Source organism: uncultured Halorubrum sp. (genome assembly GCF_937146585.1).
GTDB classification, from domain to species: Archaea; Halobacteriota; Halobacteria; order Halobacteriales; family Haloferacaceae; genus Halorubrum; species Halorubrum miltondacostae.
In genome coordinates this window covers 1-17,046 of sequence record NZ_CAKZRO010000083.1, presented here as the reverse complement: position 1 = coordinate 17,046, position 17,046 = coordinate 1, and the positions used below count along the sequence as shown (strand labels likewise).

At 72.5% G+C, this 17,046-nt stretch carries 15 protein-coding genes and 1 tRNA gene; 11 read left to right on the top strand and 5 right to left on the bottom strand.

The annotated features are described in order from the left end of the window. Positions 1–1,688, bottom strand: a 1,688-nt coding sequence (locus Q0116_RS07410; RefSeq protein WP_297886689.1) for a caspase family protein, incomplete at its 3' end; no start/stop codon positions are given. 150 nt (positions 1,689–1,838) lie between these two features. Here Q0116_RS07410 and Q0116_RS07405 point away from each other — a divergent pair. The 3 genes from Q0116_RS07405 (at position 1,839) to Q0116_RS07395 (ending at position 4,976) form a co-directional block, all read left to right on the top strand. After that, positions 1,839–2,795: a succinylglutamate desuccinylase/aspartoacylase family protein gene (locus Q0116_RS07405; RefSeq protein ID WP_297886688.1), complete on the top strand. Its 957-nt coding sequence runs from the start codon at positions 1,839–1,841 to the stop codon at positions 2,793–2,795. Continuing rightward, positions 2,795–3,994, top strand: a complete 1,200-nt coding sequence (locus tag Q0116_RS07400; RefSeq protein ID WP_297886687.1) for a pyridoxal-phosphate dependent enzyme — start codon at positions 2,795–2,797, stop codon at positions 3,992–3,994. The genes Q0116_RS07405 and Q0116_RS07400 overlap by 1 nt, the downstream gene beginning before the upstream one ends. A gap of 85 nt (positions 3,995–4,079) precedes the next feature. Then, a complete protein-coding gene (locus Q0116_RS07395) occupies positions 4,080–4,976 on the top strand; it encodes a ketopantoate reductase family protein (RefSeq protein WP_297886686.1) in 897 nt (298 codons plus the stop codon). Between the two features lie 117 nt (positions 4,977–5,093). Here the strand turns inward: Q0116_RS07395 and Q0116_RS07390 are convergent, their stop codons facing one another. Beyond that, positions 5,094–5,315 (bottom strand): hypothetical protein, encoded by a 222-nt coding sequence (locus Q0116_RS07390; protein WP_017342269.1) that lies wholly within the window; start codon positions 5,313–5,315, stop codon positions 5,094–5,096. A gap of 320 nt (positions 5,316–5,635) precedes the next feature. On the opposite strand from Q0116_RS07390, the gene Q0116_RS07385 reads away from it, so the two are divergent. The 3 genes from Q0116_RS07385 to Q0116_RS07375 are packed head-to-tail and all read left to right on the top strand — an operon-like array spanning position 5,636 to position 8,902. Then, positions 5,636–6,484, top strand: coding sequence for a CBS domain-containing protein (locus Q0116_RS07385; RefSeq protein ID WP_297886685.1), 849 nt, complete (start codon positions 5,636–5,638; stop codon positions 6,482–6,484). Continuing rightward, positions 6,485–8,275 (top strand): glycine--tRNA ligase, encoded by a 1,791-nt coding sequence (gene glyS / locus Q0116_RS07380; RefSeq protein WP_297886684.1) that lies wholly within the window; start codon positions 6,485–6,487, stop codon positions 8,273–8,275. It begins immediately after the preceding gene. Between the two features lie 3 nt (positions 8,276–8,278). Continuing rightward, complete coding sequence (locus tag Q0116_RS07375) at positions 8,279–8,902, top strand: dolichol kinase (protein ID WP_297886683.1); 624 nt, start codon at positions 8,279–8,281, stop codon at positions 8,900–8,902. A 54-nt stretch (positions 8,903–8,956) separates the two neighbouring features. Here Q0116_RS07375 and Q0116_RS07370 read toward each other — a convergent pair. Continuing rightward, a tRNA-Ser gene (locus tag Q0116_RS07370) sits at positions 8,957–9,041 on the bottom strand. A 130-nt stretch (positions 9,042–9,171) separates the two neighbouring features. Here Q0116_RS07370 and Q0116_RS07365 point away from each other — a divergent pair. Beyond that, a complete protein-coding gene (locus Q0116_RS07365) occupies positions 9,172–10,134 on the top strand; it encodes a MoxR family ATPase (RefSeq protein WP_297886682.1) in 963 nt (320 codons plus the stop codon). Positions 10,135–10,187: 53 nt separating this feature from the next. On the opposite strand, the gene pyrE is transcribed toward Q0116_RS07365, so the two are convergent. Continuing rightward, a complete protein-coding gene (gene pyrE / locus Q0116_RS07360) occupies positions 10,188–10,736 on the bottom strand; it encodes an orotate phosphoribosyltransferase (protein WP_297886681.1) in 549 nt (182 codons plus the stop codon). A gap of 73 nt (positions 10,737–10,809) precedes the next feature. Next, positions 10,810–14,136, bottom strand: a complete 3,327-nt coding sequence (locus Q0116_RS07355) for a PAS domain-containing protein (RefSeq protein ID WP_297886680.1) — start codon at positions 14,134–14,136, stop codon at positions 10,810–10,812. Positions 14,137–14,414: 278 nt separating this feature from the next. On the opposite strand from Q0116_RS07355, the gene gatB reads away from it, so the two are divergent. The 4 genes from gatB to Q0116_RS07335 form a co-directional block, all read left to right on the top strand. After that, positions 14,415–15,902 (top strand): Asp-tRNA(Asn)/Glu-tRNA(Gln) amidotransferase subunit GatB, encoded by a 1,488-nt coding sequence (gene gatB / locus Q0116_RS07350; protein ID WP_297886679.1) that lies wholly within the window; start codon positions 14,415–14,417, stop codon positions 15,900–15,902. Positions 15,903–15,972: 70 nt separating this feature from the next. Then, positions 15,973–16,281 carry a hypothetical protein gene (locus Q0116_RS07345; RefSeq protein ID WP_297886678.1) on the top strand — a complete coding sequence of 103 codons (309 nt, stop codon included), beginning with the start codon at positions 15,973–15,975 and terminating at the stop codon, positions 16,279–16,281. A 62-nt stretch (positions 16,282–16,343) separates the two neighbouring features. After that, positions 16,344–16,559 carry a ubiquitin-like small modifier protein 2 gene (locus Q0116_RS07340; RefSeq protein ID WP_049931388.1) on the top strand — a complete coding sequence of 72 codons (216 nt, stop codon included), beginning with the start codon at positions 16,344–16,346 and terminating at the stop codon, positions 16,557–16,559. After that, the coding region (locus Q0116_RS07335; RefSeq protein WP_297886677.1) for a GNAT family N-acetyltransferase at positions 16,556–17,046 on the top strand (491 nt) is incomplete at its 3' end. The genes Q0116_RS07340 and Q0116_RS07335, both read left to right, overlap by 4 nt.

Here is a 17,046-nt window from a genome sequence, read left to right as displayed (position 1 = left end):
TCGCCCTGCTGGTAGGACTGACAGGCGTTGAGCAGGAAGGCGCTGACGCCGATATCGAGGTCCTCGTCAGTCAGGTCGAGGTAGCTGTCCGCGCACTGCATCCCGCGGTCGTCGACGTGCCCGATGTAGTGGAGGAAGTCCACGTCGGATTCGAGGGTCTCGCGCATCTCCGCGCGCGTGAGGTCGTGGCGCACCTCGATGTCGAACTGGACCATGTCGCGGAGTCCGTATAGGTCTGCGACGTCGCCCTCCTCGCGCATCTGCTCGTCGTTACAGACCACGAGGACCGAGATCCGCGACTGCTCGACCTGTCCGGCTTCGAGCCGGCGGTGATACGCGTCGAGCGTCGCCTTGTTGGCGTCGAGCGGGACGCCGTCGCCGACCCACGCGTGCTCGACGGTGTCGACCGGCTCCGGCCGGACGAAGTCGGTCTGGGCCGCGACGGCGCCGCGGTCCGCGGAGGCGTCCGCACCGCGAGCGGTCCCCGCGCTCGCGCCGCCGCGAACGAACTCGTCGTCGCCGAGGACGCCGCCGTCAGGGCCGACGCCGCCGACCGGGACTCCCCGTCTCGTCGCCGACGACGGGTTCCGGTCCGCGCCGCCGAGGAAGCCGACGCCGACGCCTCCGTCGTCCTCCACCGGCGTGACGGTTTCGGGCGACCTGACGATCGACAACTCGCCGGCGACGAACGGGAGCATCTCCACGTTCCCGGGGTCGGGACGCACGTCGGTCGTCAGCGTCCACTGGGGCAGTTCGGGCTCGATCTCTCCGAAGGGCACGTCGAGGTACTCGCCGAGGCGCTTCGCGAGGGGCAGGTCGTACAGCCGCCCCCAGTCGAGGTCGAGGTTCGTCGTCTCCCGCTCGTGGAGGTCGACCGGGTAGAACCCCTCGGTGCGGACGAGACAGTCCATGTGGAACGACTGTCTGAGGACCTGCGCGGTCCGCGCCTCGAACCCGGGTTCGAGGGGGTAGGTCCACCCATCGCCCTCGATCCGCGGCGTATCGCCGGGCACGACGTCGGCCGCGAAGTAGTACGCCAGCGAGACGACGGGGTAGAGGTAGCGGTACTCGGGCGGAACGACGATCCGGACCCCGCTGTCCACGGGTTCGACGCGCTCCGGGACCCGGAACTCCTCGCCCGGTTCGATCAGCGGCGGGTGCCCGCGCAGGGTCGGGAACGAGCGCTCCGGGCTGGTCGTCTGGAGCGCAGACCCCAACAGCGAGACGGCGTTCATCAGCGATTCCGGGTCGGTCGGGGTGGTGATCGTCCCGGCGGGCGTCTGGTGGAGCGACCGGAAGCCGAGCCCGACGGTCGCAGGGGTATCCAAGTCGATACGGGTCGTTCGGTCGGTCGTCGAGACGGAGAAGCCGGAGTCGAATGTGAGATACAGCTTCGTCGGCGCCGGGTTGATCCCGACGTGGTACGAGCCGTCCGGCATCGAGTAACAGTCCCCGTGGGTCAAGAGTTCGCCGTCGCCGGCCCGCGTCTCGACGACCGCGACCCGGGGAATCTCGATCGAGCCGGTCTCGACCGCGACGCTCGCGTCGACCGGGAAGTAGTGGGCCGACTCCGGGCGCGGCCGGGGGTCGACGGCCCGGTCGGTGTACACCTCGAACTGGGTGTTCTCGATGTGGTCCGTCACGGTGATCCCGTCGGCCTCGCGCAGCGGGTCGATGTCGATGCTCATGGGGACTCGCCGCGGTCGCCGAGAGCGTGGGGAACCGGCGACGCGGCGGTTGTGGGTACTACTCGTTGAACGATAGCGGCGATAAAGCTTGTGTCGGCCGGATCGCCGCGGACCGAATCGATAAAGTCCCGGCCGTCCCACCTTCTCGTAATGATAACGCTGGGAACGGCCCGCGCCTCCCCCGGCGAGACGGACACGGGCCGTCTCGAGGTGGGCGAGATGCGGGACGGGAGCCCCGTCCGGTTGCCGGTCGCCGTCGTCAACGGCGCGGCCGACGGGCCGACGCTGTACGTACAGGCGGTGAGCGACGGTGACGAGCTGAACGGGTTGGGCGTCGTCAACCGCGTCGTTCCCCGGCTCGACCCGACCGAGCTGTCCGGGTCGGTCCTCGTCGTCGGCATCGTGAACCACTTCGCGTTCCAGGCCGCCGAACACCGGAACCCGGTCGACGACCGGAAGATGAACCGCGGCTACCCCGGCGACGCCGACGGCACGACGAGCGAGCGGATCGCCCACGAGACGTTCCAGGTCGCCAAGCGCGCCGACTACATCCTCGACCTCCACCAGGGGTCGACGAGCCGGATGATAAACGAGACCCGCGTCCGCTGCGGCGTCCGCCACCGGCTCCACGGCGACTGCCTTGAGCTCGCGAAGGCGTTCGGCTGCGGACACGTCCTCGACATCAAGGGCCCGGACGGCCAGCTCGCCCGGGCCGGCCCGGAGCACGGCATCCCGACCGTCGACCCGGAGCTCGGCGGCTGCGTCGGCTGGGACGAGGAGTCGATCCGGTACGGCGTCGAGGGCGTGTTCAACGTGCTCCGCCACTACGGGTTCCTCGACGGCGACGCCGCCCTCGAGTCGCAGACCCGGGCGCGCGGCTTCGACCAGTACGGCTCGCCCGCCGGCGGCCTGGTCCGCTTCGAGCGCGAACTCGGCGAGCGCGTCTCAGCCGGCGACGTCCTCTTCGAGGTGACCGACACCTTCGGCTCCCTGGAGGCCCGCGTGACCGCCGACGCGGACGGCGTCTTCTGGCGGACGCGCCGGCTCCCGCAGGTGGCCGCGGGCGAGTACGTCTGCTCGATCGGGACGAACGTCGACACGTACTGATGGGCTCTCCCGACCGCCGCGACCCGGAGCAGTCCGCGCTCCGCGAGCTCCGGTGTCCAAGTTGCGGCGAGACGTACCGCGACCGCTGGCGCTGTCGGTGCGGCGCGCCCCTCGACTTCGCCGACCCGCCGGTGCCAGAGGGTGCGGCCACCGACCCCGACGCGTTCGACGCGCGCGACGGACTGTGGGCGTTCGACGACCTGCTCGCGGTCGGCGACGACCCGTCCGACCGCGTGACGCTCGGCGAGGGGATGACGCCGCTCGTCGACGCCGACGAGGGTCGCGAACCGACGGATGGCGCGGGACCCGAGATCCCTCCGTGGGACGCGTCGTTCAAGCTGGAGTACGTCTTCCCGACCGCCTCGTTCAAGGACCGCGGCGCGACCGCGACGCTGACGCGGGCCCGAGAGCTGGGCGTCGAGCGCGTCGTCGAAGACTCCTCCGGCAACGCGGGGGCCGCGATCGCGACCTACGCCGCCCGCGCCGGGATGGCGGCCGAGATATACGTCCCCGCGGACGCCAAGGAGTCGAAGATCCGCGCGATCCGCCGCGCCGGCGCCGACCCGGTCCGGATCGAGGGGAGTCGGGGGGACGTGACGGACGCGTGCGTCGCGGCGCTCGACGGGGACGGAGCGGACGCGGGGACCGACGCCTGGTACGCCAGCCACGCGTGGAACCCGGCGTTCTTCGAGGGGACCGCCACCGTCGCCTACGAGATTGCCCTCCAGCGCGGCTGGGACGCCCCGGACGCCGTCGTGACCCCGCTCGGCCACGGGACGCTCTTCCTCGGCGCGTACCGCGGGTTCAGCCGGCTGAAACGCGCCGGCTGGATCGACGCGGTCCCCCGGCTCTACGGCGCGCAGGCGGCCGGCGTCGCGCCGGTCGTCGAGGCGCTCCACGGCCCCGAGGCGGCCCGTCCGGACGGGACGGTCAACGACGCGGCCGACGGGATCCAGATCGCCGAACCGGTCCGCGACCGCGAGATCCGCGAGGCGATCGACGCGACCGGCGGCGACGCGCTCGCGGTCACGGAGGCGGCCGCGACGCGCGAACTCGACCGACTCCACGCGGCCGGCTTCTACACGGAACCGACCTGCGCGGTCGCGCCCGCCGCGCTCCGAACGCTGCGCGACCGAGGCGAGATCGCCCCCGACGAGGACGTCGTCGTCCCGCTCACCGGGAGCGGCCTGAAGGGCTGAGGCGGGGCGCGCGGCGCGGCCGGTTGGCCGGCGGCGACCCGGACTCACCGTTACCACTATTCTGCCGGCGCCCTTCCGACTGCGTATGGAGGTGCTCGTCTACGGCGCGGGCGCGCTCGGAAGCCTCGTGGGCGGGCTGTTGGCGCGCGAACACGACGTGACGCTCGTCGGTCGCGACCGGCACATGCGGCGCATCCGCGAGGACGGGCTGCGGATCGACGGCGAGCTGGACGTCCGCGTCTCCCCCCGGGCGCTCACCGACGGAACGCACCGCGTCGCGGACCTCGCGCTCGTCACGACCAAGGCGTACGACACCGACGCGGCGGCGCGGGCGCTCGCGACCGGCGAGTACGAGGCGGTCTGCTCGCTTCAGAACGGGCTCACGGAGGAGCGGCTGGTCGCCGCGCTCGACGCCACGGTCCTCGCGGGCACCGCGAGCTACGGGGCCCGGTTCGCGGAGCCGGGGCGGGTCACCTGTACCGGCGTCGGCGAGGTGGTCGTCGGCCCGCTCTCCGGCGGCGTCGGGCCCGAGGCCGCGCGGGTCGGAGCCGCCTTCGACGCGGCGGGCGTCGAGACGGTCGTGGCCGAGGACATGCCGACGCGCCGCTTCGAGAAGCTCGCGGTCAACGCCGGGATCAACGGCCCCTCGGCGCTCGCGCGGACCGAGAACGGCCCGACCCTCGACGGTCCCGCGGCCGAGGTCGCCCGCGAGGCCGCCCGCGAGGTCGCTCGCGTCGCCCGGACCGTCGGGGTCGGCTTATCCGACGACCGGGCGGTCGCGGCCGTCGAGCGCGTCGCCGCCGACACCGCGGCGAACCGGTCGTCCATGTACGAGGACGTCGCGAACGACCGCCGCACCGAGGTCGACGCCATCTACGGCGCGGTCGTCGACCGGGCCGAGCGCCGCGGCGTGTCGGTCCCGACGTGCCGGACGATCGGCGCGCTGATCCGCGGTTGGGAGGCGGAGCGCGGGCTGCGGTGAGCGCGGTCCGTCGCGACGCTCCGTGGCGGAACGGCGACGTCGGGCGTTAGCGGCGCGGCTACGCGAGGGCGCTACCGGCGGGAAAAGACCGGTCGGGGTCGTCGGGTTCGCGGCGGCTCAGCACCACTCCTCGAGGACGGTCGCGTCGGTCTCGTCGACCGAGACCCACGCGTCCTCCCGCGAGACGTCCGCGATGACGAGCTCCGGTCGCGACGACGAGGAGTCGATGGACGCCATCACGTCCGGCGCGTCGGCGGCGTCGAGCGCCGGGTCCGTCGGCAGCGCCGTCCGACGGCGGTCGGGGTCCGGGTCGTCCCAAGGAGTGGAACTCCGTGACATGGTTGTGAATAGTTCACAGTACGTATAAGAGTTGCGAACCGGCCCGCGACTGGCCGTCGAATCGGAGATTTCCGCGACACGCGACCGACGAATCGCCCGTCGAACCGCCCTTCGAACGACGATCCGGCGAAACGTGTCGGCTTTCGAACCGGCCAGCGGAGCGATACGGCCGGTCAACGCTCCCGGTTCCGGTGCGCCAACGGCTTCGACGCGCTCCGGGTCCCGACGCGTCCTCGCTCCTGGCGCGTCCCCGCCGCCTCCTGGCACACGTCTCCGCACACCTTCGCAGTATACAAGAGGTGTCACGCTGAATGACGGGCATGAACGTCGCAGACGCCATGACGCCCCGGTCGGAGCTCGTCGTCGTCGAGATCCCCGGGAGCCGGAACGACGTGCTGGAGTACATCCAAGACCACGGCTTCTCGTCGGTGCCGGTCGTGAAAGACGTCGACGGCGACGAGGTGTACCGCGGCCTCGTCACGCGCGACGACCTGATCGACCAGCCGGACGAGGACCAGCTCGCGCTGCTGATGCGCGAGGTCCCCACCGCGGGGGCCGCCGACGACCTCGTCGACGCCGCCCGGACGATGGCCGCCGAGGGGTCGCGCCGCCTCCCGGTGGTCGACGGCGACGAGCTCGTCGGCATCCTCACCGTCACGGACGTGGTCCGGGCCATCGCCCGCGGCGAGGTCGACGGCGAGACCCGCGTGGGCGAGCTCGCGACGCGAGAGGTCAACGCGACGCACACCGAGACGCCGCTCACGGTCGCCGAGCGCGAGATCGCGCTCTCGGGGGTCCCGTACGCGGTCGTCCTCGACGGCGACGCCGCCGTCACGGGGATGCTCACCGAGGTCGACATCCTGGAGGTCGCCCGCGTGGTCGAGGGCGAGGCGAGCACCGGCGACTCGATCGCCGAGGAGGACTCCGAGTGGTCCTGGGAGGGGATCAAGGCGACGGGCGCGCGCTACCTCCCGACCCGGAACGTCGAGATCCCGGCGGAGGACGTCCGCCACTTCATGACGGACGACCTCATCACCGTCAACGCCACGCGGACGGCCAAGGAGGTCGCCCAGGAGCTCATCAGCAACGACATCGAGCAGGTCCCGCTCGTCTCCGGCACGGAACTCGACGGGATCGTCCGCGACGTGGACCTGCTGGAGGGGCTGTAGATGGCGGCGGACGCGCTCGCCGAGCTCGCGAAGCGCCGCGGCTTCTTCTTCGGGTCGAACGGCGCGTACGGCGGCACGGCCGGCTTCTACACGTTCGGGCCGCAGGGCGCCGCCCTGAAGCGCAACGTCGAGGACGCGTGGCGCGACCGGTTCACGATCCGCGAGGGGAACCGCGAGATCGAGGCGCCGACGGTGATGCCGGAGGCGGTCTTCGAGGCGTCCGGCCACCTGGAGGGGTTCGACGACATGCTCGTCGAGTGCCCCGAGTGCGGCGAGTCCCACCGCGCCGACCACCTCGTCGAGGACGCCACGGACGTCGAGGACGCCGAGGCGCTGCCCGGCGAGGAGGTCGCCGAGCTCATCGCCGACAACGGGATCGCCTGCCCCGCCTGCGGCACCGAGCTCGCCGGCCAGCCGGTCGAGGCGTTCAACCTCATGTTCGCGACCGACATCGGCCCCGGCGACGCCCAGCCGGGCTACCTCCGCCCGGAGACCGCCCAGGGGATCTTCGTGGAGTTCCCGCGGCTGAAGGAGTACGCCCGCGGGAACCTCCCGTTCGGGATCACCCAGATCGGCCCGGCCTACCGCAACGAGATCTCGCCCCGCGGCGGCCTCCTCCGGCTCCGCGAGTTCACGCAGGCCGAGTTGGAGCAGTTCATCGACCCCGAGGAGGACGAGCCGCCGCTCGACCGCGTCCGCGACGTCGAGGTGCGCCTCTACCCCGCGACGGAGCAGGAGGCCGACGACGGCGACTACCTCGACACGACGGTCGGCGAGGCGGTCGACGAGGGCGTGATCGGCTCCCCGTGGGTCGGCTACTACCTCGGCGTCGCCCGGGAGTGGTACGAGCGCGTCGGCGTCGACCTCGACCGCTTTCGCTTCCGCCAGCACCTCGCCGGCGAGCGCGCCCACTACGCGGCCGACTGCTGGGACGCCGAGAGCGAGGTCGACGGCGACTGGATCGAGATCGCCGGCTTCGCGTACCGCGGGGACTACGACCTCTCGAAGCACGACGAGTACGGTGACGACGCGTTCACGGTGTTCAAGCGCTACGACGAGCCGAAGACGGTCGAACGCGCGACCGTCGACCCCGACATGTCCGTGCTGGGGCCGGAGTTCGGCGGCGACGCCGCCGCGGTCGCCGAGGCGCTCGAAACCCTCGCCGAGCGCGACCCGGACGCCTTCGACGGCGAGACGGTCGCGGTCGACGTGGACGGGGAGACGCGCGAGGTCGACGCCGACGTCGCGAACTTCTCGGTAGAGGAGGTGACCGAGAGCGGCGAACACATCACGCCCCACGTCGTCGAGCCGTCGTTCGGCGTCGGCCGCACGGTCCAGACGCTGCTCGCGCACGCGTACAGCGAGGACGAGGTCGACGGTGAGTCGCGGACGTACCTCTCGCTCGAACCCGAGGTCGCGCCGCAGGACGCCGCCGTCTTCCCGCTCGTCACCAACGACGACCGCCTCACCGCGCTCGCCGACGAGGTCGCCGCCGACCTGCGGGCCGCCGGCCTCGCGGTCGCGTACGACGACTCCGGCTCGATCGGCCGCCGCTACCGGCGCCAGGACGAGGTCGGCACCCCCTTCTGCGTCACGGTCGACCGCGACGGGATCGAGGGCGACGGGCCCGACACCGTCACGCTCCGCGAGCGCGACTCCGCGGCGCAGGTCCGGATCCCGGTCGCGGCCCTCGCCGACGAGCTGACCGCGCTCCGCGAGGGCGAGCCGTTCGCGTCCGTCGCCGACCGGTACGACGCGGTCGACACCGACGTCGAGACGGCGGGGAACTGAGGGGTGACCCTCCCGGCGGCGGCGTGGCGCGAGCGCGTGGAGTTCGAGCGCCGGCTGGTCCACGCCAGCGGCACCCTCTACCCGGTCCCGTACCTGTTGGGGTGGATCTCGTGGCGGACGACCGGCCGGCTGCTCATCCTGAGCGTCGCGATCGCGGCCGCCCTCGAGGCGCTGCGGCTCACCGATTCGGTCGGCCCGCTCGCCCCGCTGTACGACGCGCTCGTCCGGGACTACGAGGCCGACGGGATCGCGGGGTACGCGCTGTATCAGGTCGGGATGGCCGCGACCGCGCTCACCTTCGCGCCCGTCTTCGCCGTGCCCGCGATGTGGATGCTCTCCGTCGGCGACCCGATAAGCGGCGGGCTCGGCGACAACGGGGCGACGGAGCCGAAGCGCCTCTCGGTGGTGGCGGCGATGGTGTTCGTCTGCTTCGGGATCGCCGTCCCGTACGCCATCCCCGAGTTCGGCCCCGACCCGGGCGTGATCGTCGCGCTCGCCGGGGCGATACCCGCGGCGGTCGCGGACGGGCTCCCCCCGCTGATCCGCGGCGTCGCCGTCGACGACAACCTCACCATCCCGCCGGCGGCCGCGTCCGGGATGTTCCTCGCGGCGGCGCTGATCGGGTAGGCGTCAGCGGAGAAGCGGACGGCGCCGTCGCTCGTCGGGCGAAATTGAGAGGAGCGCCGAGGCGGAGATTTGAACTCCGGTGTCCGAATGGACAGTAGATTTCGAATCTACCGCCTTGGCCAGGCTAGGCTACCTCGGCTCACTCCGACGTTGGCCGGTTCCGCTGTTATGCGTTTCGATCGCCGTCGCGGCGCGGCACCGCGATTCCTCCTCGGGTACTCCGCCCTCCCGCCGACAACGCTTTTCGGCCCGGCTCCCGTGCGGTGGGTATGGACGTCCCCGAAGCGGCCGACGCCTGCGCCCGCGTCGTCGACGAGGTCGGCGGCGCGGTCGTCGCCGACCGCGAGTTCCTCGACCGCGTCACGCTCGGCATCCTCGCCCGCGGCCACGTCCTCTTGGAGGACGTGCCCGGCACCGGAAAGACCCTCTCGGCGCGCTCGTTCGCGACCGCGCTCGGCCTGGAGTTCTCGCGGATCCAGTTCACCCCGGACCTCCTGCCCGCCGACGTCACCGGCACTAACGTGTTCGACGAGCGCGACGGCTCTTTCTCGTTTTCTCCCGGTCCGATCTTCGCGAACGTCGTGCTCGCCGACGAGATCAACCGCGCCCCGCCGAAGACCCAGGCCGCCCTCCTGGAGGCGATGGAGGAGGGGCAGGTGACCGTCGACGGCGAGACGCACGCCCTGCCGAGCCCGTTCTACGTGATCGCGACGCAGAACCCGGTCGAGAGCGAGGGCGCGTTCCCGCTGCCGGAGGCCCAGCTCGACCGGTTCACGATCAAGACCTCGATCGGCTACCCGGACGAGGACGGCGAGCTGGAGCTGCTCCGGCGCCGCGCCGGCCGCGTCGAGCAGTCGCCGACGGTCGACCGCGTCCTCGACCCCGACTCCGTGGCGGCGCTGCGGGAGGTCCCGGAGTCCGTCCGTGTCGAGGACGATTTACTGCGCTACGCGGCGGCGCTCGCGCGGGCGACCCGCGAGGACCGCCGCGTCGAGGCCGGCGTCTCCCCCCGCGGCACGCAGCGCCTCTTCGAGACGGCCCGGGCGGCCGCGGTCGTCGCCGGCCGCGAGTTCGTCACGCCCGACGACGTGAAGCGCGTCGCGGAGCCGACGCTCGCCCACCGGCTCGTGTTGACGCCGGACGCGGCCGTCAACGACGTCGACGAGCGCGACGTGATCCGCGACGTGCTCGACCGCGTCGCCGTGCCGACGGTGGAGCCGTCCGAGGCGTAGCCGCCGCCGAGGCGGCCGTTTTCGGCGCTCTTCCGTGCTCCCGCTCCTCCCGCCTACTCCTCTTCCCGCTCGGCCAGCAGCTCCGTCGCCGTGAGCAGCGACTCCAGCTCGACGTCGTGCTCCGCCAGCAGCTCCGCGGCCCCCTCCTCGCGGTCGACGACGACCAGCACGCGGTCCACCGCCGCGCCCGCGTCGCGGAGCGCCTCGACCGCGTCGACCGCGGACTGCCCGGTCGTGGCGATGTCCTCGATCACGACGACCTCCTCGCCGTCGTCGAGCCGCCCCTCGATCCGGTTGCCCGTGCCGTACTCCTTCGCCTGCTTGCGCGCGATGACGTACGGGCGGCCGAGCTCGGCGGCCGTCACGGCCACCAGCGGGACCGCACCCAGCGCGACGCCGGCGAGCTTCGCGTCCGCGTCGGCGAGGCGGTCGGCGAACGCCTCGGCCACGAGCGTCAGCGCGTCGGGGTCGGTCTCGAAGAGGTACTTGTCGACGTAGTAGTCGCTCGTGCCGCCGTGGGACAGCTCGAACTCGCCGAACCGGACGGCGTCCGCGGCGGTGAGCGCCGCGATCAGCTCGCGTCGTCGGTCGTCGTCGGTCATACGCCGAGAAGGGCCGTCACCGACAATAAACGGGTCGGAACGCGCAGGCGGCCCGCCGCGCTCCCGGCCCCGCTCATTCCGCCGCCGGCAGCACGAGCGTCACGGTCGCGCCCTCGCCGTCGATCCCGGGGCCGAACCGGATCTCGCCGCCGTACGCCTCGACCACCCAGGCGGCGATCCACAGCCCGACGCCGGTGTTGTGTCGCAGCTGCGTCACCTCGCGGTCCTCGGCGATGACCTCCCGCACCGCGGTCGGGATCCCCGGGCCGTCGTCGGCGACGCTCACCCGCACCACCCCGCCGTCCGGGTCGCGCTCGGCGGTCACCGCGACGCGCGGCGCGTCGCCGCCGTGTTCGACCGCGTTCTCCACGAGGTGGTCGACCGCGATCGCGAGGCGGTCGTCGCCGCGCACCGCGATGCCCGCCGGCACGTCGGCGGTGATCCGCGCGCTCGGCCGGTCGGCGGCGTACCCCGCGACGACCTCCTCGACGACCGCCGCCACGTCGACCGGGACGGGGTCGGTCGCGTACCCCTCCTCGACGACCCGCCGCAGCGTGGTGGCCCCCTCGGCGACGCCGCTCAGCCGCTTGCCGGTCGCCTCGATCCGCCGCGCGTAGTCGCGGATCCGGTCGTCGTCGGTCAGGTCGGCGATCTCGCTGGCGAAGCCGAACACGACGTTCAGCTCGTTGCGGAGGTTGTGCCTGAGGATCCGGTTGACGATCCGGACGTACCGTTCCCGGCGCTTCCGATCGGTGATGTCGGTGTAGATGCCGAACGCCCGGCGCACCCCCTCGCTCTCGTAGCTGAACCCGCGGAAGAGGAACTCCCGCGGGCCGTCGGCGGTCCGTCGCCTGACCTCCTCCGTGGTGAACCCCTGTTCGCGGACCAGCGCGTCGAGGTCGACCCCCTCGACGGACCCGCCCTCCCGCCGGTCGCCCAGGCGGTCGTCGTCGATGTCCAACGCCTCGATCGTCCGGCCGCGGAGCGCCGACTCGTCCGCGCCGAACTGCGACTCGAACGCCGGGTTGGCCCCGTCGATCACCGTCTCGTCTTCCTCGAGTATCACCTCCATCACCGGGTCCGGGATCCGGTCGAACAGCCGCCGGAAACGGTCGCGCTCGGCCGACAGCTCGGTCCGGGTCCGGCGGAGCGCGGTGACGTCGGACAGCGACCCGACGACGCCGCCCTCGCGGTCGGACAGCGTCGACAGGCGCAGCTGCCCGTACCGCGGTCGACGATCCCCGTCGCGCTCGACGATCAGCTCGACCGTCCTCGCGGTCTCTCGGCCGGCCGCGCCCTCGGTCGCCGCGCCGGTGAGCGCCTCGACCGCGTCCGCCACGCGCTCCGCGTCGTCCGGGGCGACGAGCGCGTCGAGCCGCCGGCCGACGACCGTCTCGGCGTCGGCGTCGCCGATCCACTCCGCGAACGGTCCGGTCGCGTAGGTGACGGCGCCGTCGTCGTCGAGGACGCACACCATGTCGTCGACGTTCTTCAGCGCGTCCTCGTAGGTCCGGAGCCGCTGGCGACGGTCGTTGGCGTCCATCGTCGCGACGGCGTTCGTCGCCAGCAGCTCGAGCACGCTGACGTCGCTCTCGTCGAAGGCGTCCGGCTCCTCGGAGCCGACGATGAACACGCCGTGGTCCGCGAGCGGGACGGCGACGAACGAGCGCATCCCGTGATACTCCGTCCGGTCGTCGCCCGGCTCGCCGCCGATCGACGCGAGCCGCTCGTCGGTCGCGAGGTCGTCGCACACCCACCGCTCGCCCCGCCGGAAGACGTCGCCGGTGATCCCCTCGCTCGGCGGTCGCGGGTCCCGGCTGGCGGCGAACGCGTCGCCGATCCCCTCGCTCGTGGCGGCGAGGCGGAGCCGCCCCGTGCCCTCGTCGAACAGGCGCACGCCGCTTATCTGGTAGCCGAGGACCTGGTCCGCGGCCTCGACGAGCCGCTCGGCGACCCCATCCGCGCCGCCCTCGCGCTGGATGCGCTCGACGGTCCCGAGCAGTCGTTCGAGGGTCTGCTCGCGGCGTTTCCGCTCGGAGACATCGGCGAAGAACACGGAGAGCCCGTTCGGCGAGGGGTAGGCCGTCACGTCGGTCCACAGGTCGAGCGGCTCGTACCGGTCCTCGAAGGAGACGACCTCCTGGGTCTCCATCGCCTGTCGGTAGTTGCGCTCGTACTTCTGCCCGAGCGCCGCCGGGAACTCCGCCCAGACGTCGTCGCCGATCAGCGCGTCGGCGTCGCGGTCGAGCAGCGACGCGGCGGCGTCGTTGACGTAGGTGAACCGGAACTCGTCGTCGAGCGCGAAGAACCCGTCGTCGATCCGGTCGAGCGTCTCCTCGAACCGGTCGACCGCCGCCGCCCGCTCCTCGCTGGCCACCTCGCGCTCCAACGCCCCGCCGAGCCACTCGGCGAGCAGCTCGACGAACAGCCGTTCGGACTCGTCGAACGGGCGGTCGCGGGAGTCGACGTCGAGGAAACAGAGCGTCCCGTACACCTCGCCGTCGACGACCACCCGCCCGCCGACGTAGCTGCCGACGCCCGAGCGCTCGTACGCCGGGTCGCCGGCCAGTCCCGCCGCCTCCGGGTCCGTGATCGCGAGGACGCCGCCGTCGGTGCTGCCGGCGACCGCGTCGTCGGGGCATCCGTCGGGGCCGCGGCCGACCGTCCGCCGGCAGTACGTCAGCTCCAGCGGGACCGTTCCGTCGTCGTCGAGCTCGTCCGCCGCCATCGACTCCACGAGGCCGGTCGAGTCCCTGAACCGCCGGATCTCGATCCGGTCGCCGTCGACCCGGGAGGAGTAGCCGATCGACAGGTCGAGGTAGTCTCGGCCGAGGTCGAGCAGGGCGTCGATCTGCTCGTCGAGGTCGGCGCACCGGTCCGAGACGATCCGCACGAACGGTTCGAGGAACGCCCGCTCCCCGGCGTCGGCCGCCGCCTCGGGGCCGGCGCGCGGTCCCTCCGCTCCGGGGCCGCTCCGCTCCGTCTCCGCGTCGTCGTCGCGCCCGCCCGCGAGCGCGTCGATCCGGTCGGCGAGCGTCTCGTCGTCGACCGCGAGCCGCCGTCCGGAGACGTACTCGACGCCGAGCCGGCTCGCGTCGATCGCTGCGTCCGGATCGTCGTCGGCCGAGTACGCGAGGACCGGGGCGTCCGGGTAGCGTCCGCGGACCGCGGCGAGGCGGTCTGCCGCCCCCTCGGCGTCGCGCAGCCGGACGACGACCGCCGTCGGCGTCGCCTCCCGCGTCACGGCGGTCTCGCCGGTAGCCGCCGACTCTCCGTCGCTTCCGGCGCGGCCGCTCCCGACCTCGCTCTCGTCCGCGCCGCGCACCCGTGCGCTCTCGGGCAGCCTCGCCCACGGGGCGTCGACCGGCTCCCCGAGGTGGAGGGCGCTCTCAGCGCACATCCGTGACTGGGGCGGTCCGCGGCGGCCGACCGCGGCGAACTCCCGTCGCGCTCGTCCGCCCGGAGTCCCCCGCCGTCTCGCGCGCTCGGCCGGGGGCGGGACGCGGGTCCTCCCCACCGGCCGGGGCGCTGTTCCCGTGGCCCGTCGGTTCGGTCATCGCATCACGTACGGCCGGTTCCCTGATAATCGTTCCTTTCGGAGTCTCGGAATCGATACCGGGGATCGACGGGGCGCTCGTCCCGACACGATTTAGGCGGCCCGCTCACAACTGGCCGGTAATGAGTACGCAGGCCGCGACGGCGGACCGGACAGTCGTGATCGGGCTGGAGGTCCACGTCCAGCTCGAGACCGACACGAAGATCTTCTGTGGCTGCTCGACGGAGCCCGGCGACGACGAGGAGCCGAACACGCGCACCTGCCCGACCTGCCTCGGGCTCCCGGGCGCGCTCCCGGTCCTCAACGAGGCCGCCGTCGAGGCCGCGGTGAAGGTCGGGAAGGCCATCGACGCGGACATTCCCGAGACGACCACGTTCCACCGGAAGAACTACTACTACCCCGACCTCCCGAAGAACTTCCAGCTCACCCAGTACGACGCCCCGATCTGTGCGGACGGCGAACTCGAGGTCGCCGTCGACGGCGAGCGGCGCACCATCGGGATCACTCGCGCACACATCGAAGAGGATCCCGGGAGCCTCCAACACGTCGGCGGCTCGATCGAGTCGGCAACCCACACGCTCGTGAACTACAACCGGGCGGGGACCCCGCTCATGGAGATCGTCACGGAGCCGGACTTCCGTTCGCCCGCAGAGACGCGCGCGTTCCTCGCGAAGTTAGAGGAGGTACTCGAGTATCTCGGCGTCTTCGACCCGAGCCGCGACGGGAGTCTTCGTGTCGACGCGAACGTCTCGCTCGTCGACGCCGACGCGGTCGCCGCAGACGGATCCGTGCCCTCGTCGGTGCTCGAATCGACGAACCGCGCCGAGGTGAAGAACATCTCGAGTCACAAGGGCGCAGCGAAGGCGCTCGCGTACGAGGTCACCCGACAGCGAAACGTGCTCCGGCGTGGCCGCGAGATCGACCAGGAGACCCGCCACTGGGACGAGGGGCGTGGCGTGACCGTCTCGATGCGCTCGAAGGAGGCAGAAAAGGACTACCGGTACTTCCGCGAGGCAGACCTCCCGGCGCTCGAGGTGGCCGACTGGCGCGAGTCGATCGCGATTCCAGAGCTCCCGGACGCCCGGCGCGAGCGATTCCGTGAGGCGTACGGCCTCGACCGCGAGTCGGCCTCGAAGCTGACCTCGAGTAAGGCGGTGGCGGACTTCTTCGAGGACGTCGCCGCCGAGTTCGACCCGGAGCTCGCCGCGACGTGGGTCGCAGACAACCTCCTCGGTGAGCTCAACTACCGGGAGTTGCGGATAACCGACGTCGAGGGGCGACTCGACGAGTTCACGCGGCTGATCGCGCTCGTCGACGCCGGCGAGGTGACGGTCAAGAACGCCGAGGAGGTCGTCCTCCGCGAGATGCTCGACGCCGGCGACGACCCCGACGCCGTGATCGAACGCGAGGGATTGGGGAAAGCCGGCGCGGGCGAGGTCGAGTCCGCCGTCGACGCCGCGATCGACGAGAACCCAGAGGCGGTCACAGACTACCACGACGGCGACGAGGGCGCGATCAACTTCCTCGTCGGGCAGGTGATGCAGGCGACCGGCGGCAGCGCCGACCCCGGCCAGGTGAACGGGCTGCTCCGCGAACGGCTGGACGGCTGAGACCGCCGGGCCGCTCGAATCGTCCCCGCCGACTCCCCTCCCCCCACGCCACAACATCTCCCTCCAATCGATGGCAATCGTCGAAACGGTCGTCGTCGGCCACGTCGCCGGCTTCTGTCTCCTCCTCGCGTGGGCGATCCGCCGCCGCGGCGCCGTGGACCTGATCGCCGGCTACGACGGCGACCTCCCGCCCGAGCGCGAGGCGGTCCTCGCCCGCGACGCGGCCGCGGTCCTCGTCGTCGCGGCGGCCGCGAGCGCCCTGATCGTCGTCGACGCGTGGACCGGTGCGGTCCCCCGCCCCGGCGCGCTGGCGACGGTCGCGGTCGTCGCCGCAGTCGCGTGGTTCCTCCGGAAGCGGAACGACCGCGACGGCGACTGATCCGCCCTTCCCGTCCCCGCCGAAACCGTGCGATTGACGCCCGCCCGCCCGCTACCGCGCCCATGGACGTGACCGTCGAGGTCGTCGGCGAGGGGGTCGACGAGTACAGCCTCGCCGCCGACGCGACGTACGACGACCTGATCCGCGCCGCGGGCTACCACCCTCAGGAGGCGTCGGCGCTCGTCGACGGCTCGCCGGTCCCGGGCGACCGCGTCGTCGACGCCGAGGAGGTCCGAGTTCTCCGGCTGATCAAGGGCGGCGCGACGGGCGACGCGTGAGCGGGCCCTCCGATACCCCCGAACCGCCCGCGGACGCGACCGTCGAGCCGGCGACCCCCGCCGACCGCCTCGACGTGCTCCGAGTCCTCGACGCCGCGATGCTGGAGACGGACGCCGCTACTGTCGACGATCGGATCGCCGCCGGCGACGCCATCGTCGCGCGGTCGACGCGGACGGACGGGGTCGTCGGCGCGCTGGTCGCCGTGCGACCCGACCCGGACCGACTCCACGTCGACGCCGTCGCGGTCAGGCCGGCGCGCCGCGGGCGAGGGATCGGCTCGGCCCTCGTCGCGGCCGCGGTCGACCGAGGCGCGTCGGATCCCGCGATCGAGACCGTCTCCGCGCGCTTCGACGCCGATCTGCGGGCGTTCTACGAGGCCCTCGGATTCAGGGTCCGATCCGAGCAAGCGGCGAGAGATTCGACCGTCGACCCGACGGACGACGCCTCGGACGGGAACCCGACCCGCCTCGACGGGCGCGTGTCGGT

Bases quoted from the DNA above. Each gene is read 5' to 3' on its own strand.
- Q0116_RS07405 (WP_297886688.1), top strand. From the start codon at position 1,839: ATGATAACGCTGGGAACGGCCCGCGCCTCCCCCGGCGAGACGGACACG.
- Q0116_RS07400 (WP_297886687.1), top strand. From the start codon at position 2,795: ATGGGCTCTCCCGACCGCCGCGACCCGGAGCAGTCCGCGCTCCGCGAG.
- Q0116_RS07395 (WP_297886686.1), top strand. From the start codon at position 4,080: ATGGAGGTGCTCGTCTACGGCGCGGGCGCGCTCGGAAGCCTCGTGGGC.
- Q0116_RS07390 (WP_017342269.1), bottom strand. From the start codon at position 5,315: ATGTCACGGAGTTCCACTCCTTGGGACGACCCGGACCCCGACCGCCGT.
- Q0116_RS07385 (WP_297886685.1), top strand. From the start codon at position 5,636: ATGAACGTCGCAGACGCCATGACGCCCCGGTCGGAGCTCGTCGTCGTC.
- glyS (WP_297886684.1), top strand. From the start codon at position 6,485: ATGGCGGCGGACGCGCTCGCCGAGCTCGCGAAGCGCCGCGGCTTCTTC.
- Q0116_RS07365 (WP_297886682.1), top strand. From the start codon at position 9,172: ATGGACGTCCCCGAAGCGGCCGACGCCTGCGCCCGCGTCGTCGACGAG.
- pyrE (WP_297886681.1), bottom strand. From the start codon at position 10,736: ATGACCGACGACGACCGACGACGCGAGCTGATCGCGGCGCTCACCGCC.
- Q0116_RS07355 (WP_297886680.1), bottom strand. From the start codon at position 14,136: ATGTGCGCTGAGAGCGCCCTCCACCTCGGGGAGCCGGTCGACGCCCCG.
- gatB (WP_297886679.1), top strand. From the start codon at position 14,415: ATGAGTACGCAGGCCGCGACGGCGGACCGGACAGTCGTGATCGGGCTG.
- Q0116_RS07345 (WP_297886678.1), top strand. From the start codon at position 15,973: ATGGCAATCGTCGAAACGGTCGTCGTCGGCCACGTCGCCGGCTTCTGT.
- Q0116_RS07340 (WP_049931388.1), top strand. From the start codon at position 16,344: ATGGACGTGACCGTCGAGGTCGTCGGCGAGGGGGTCGACGAGTACAGC.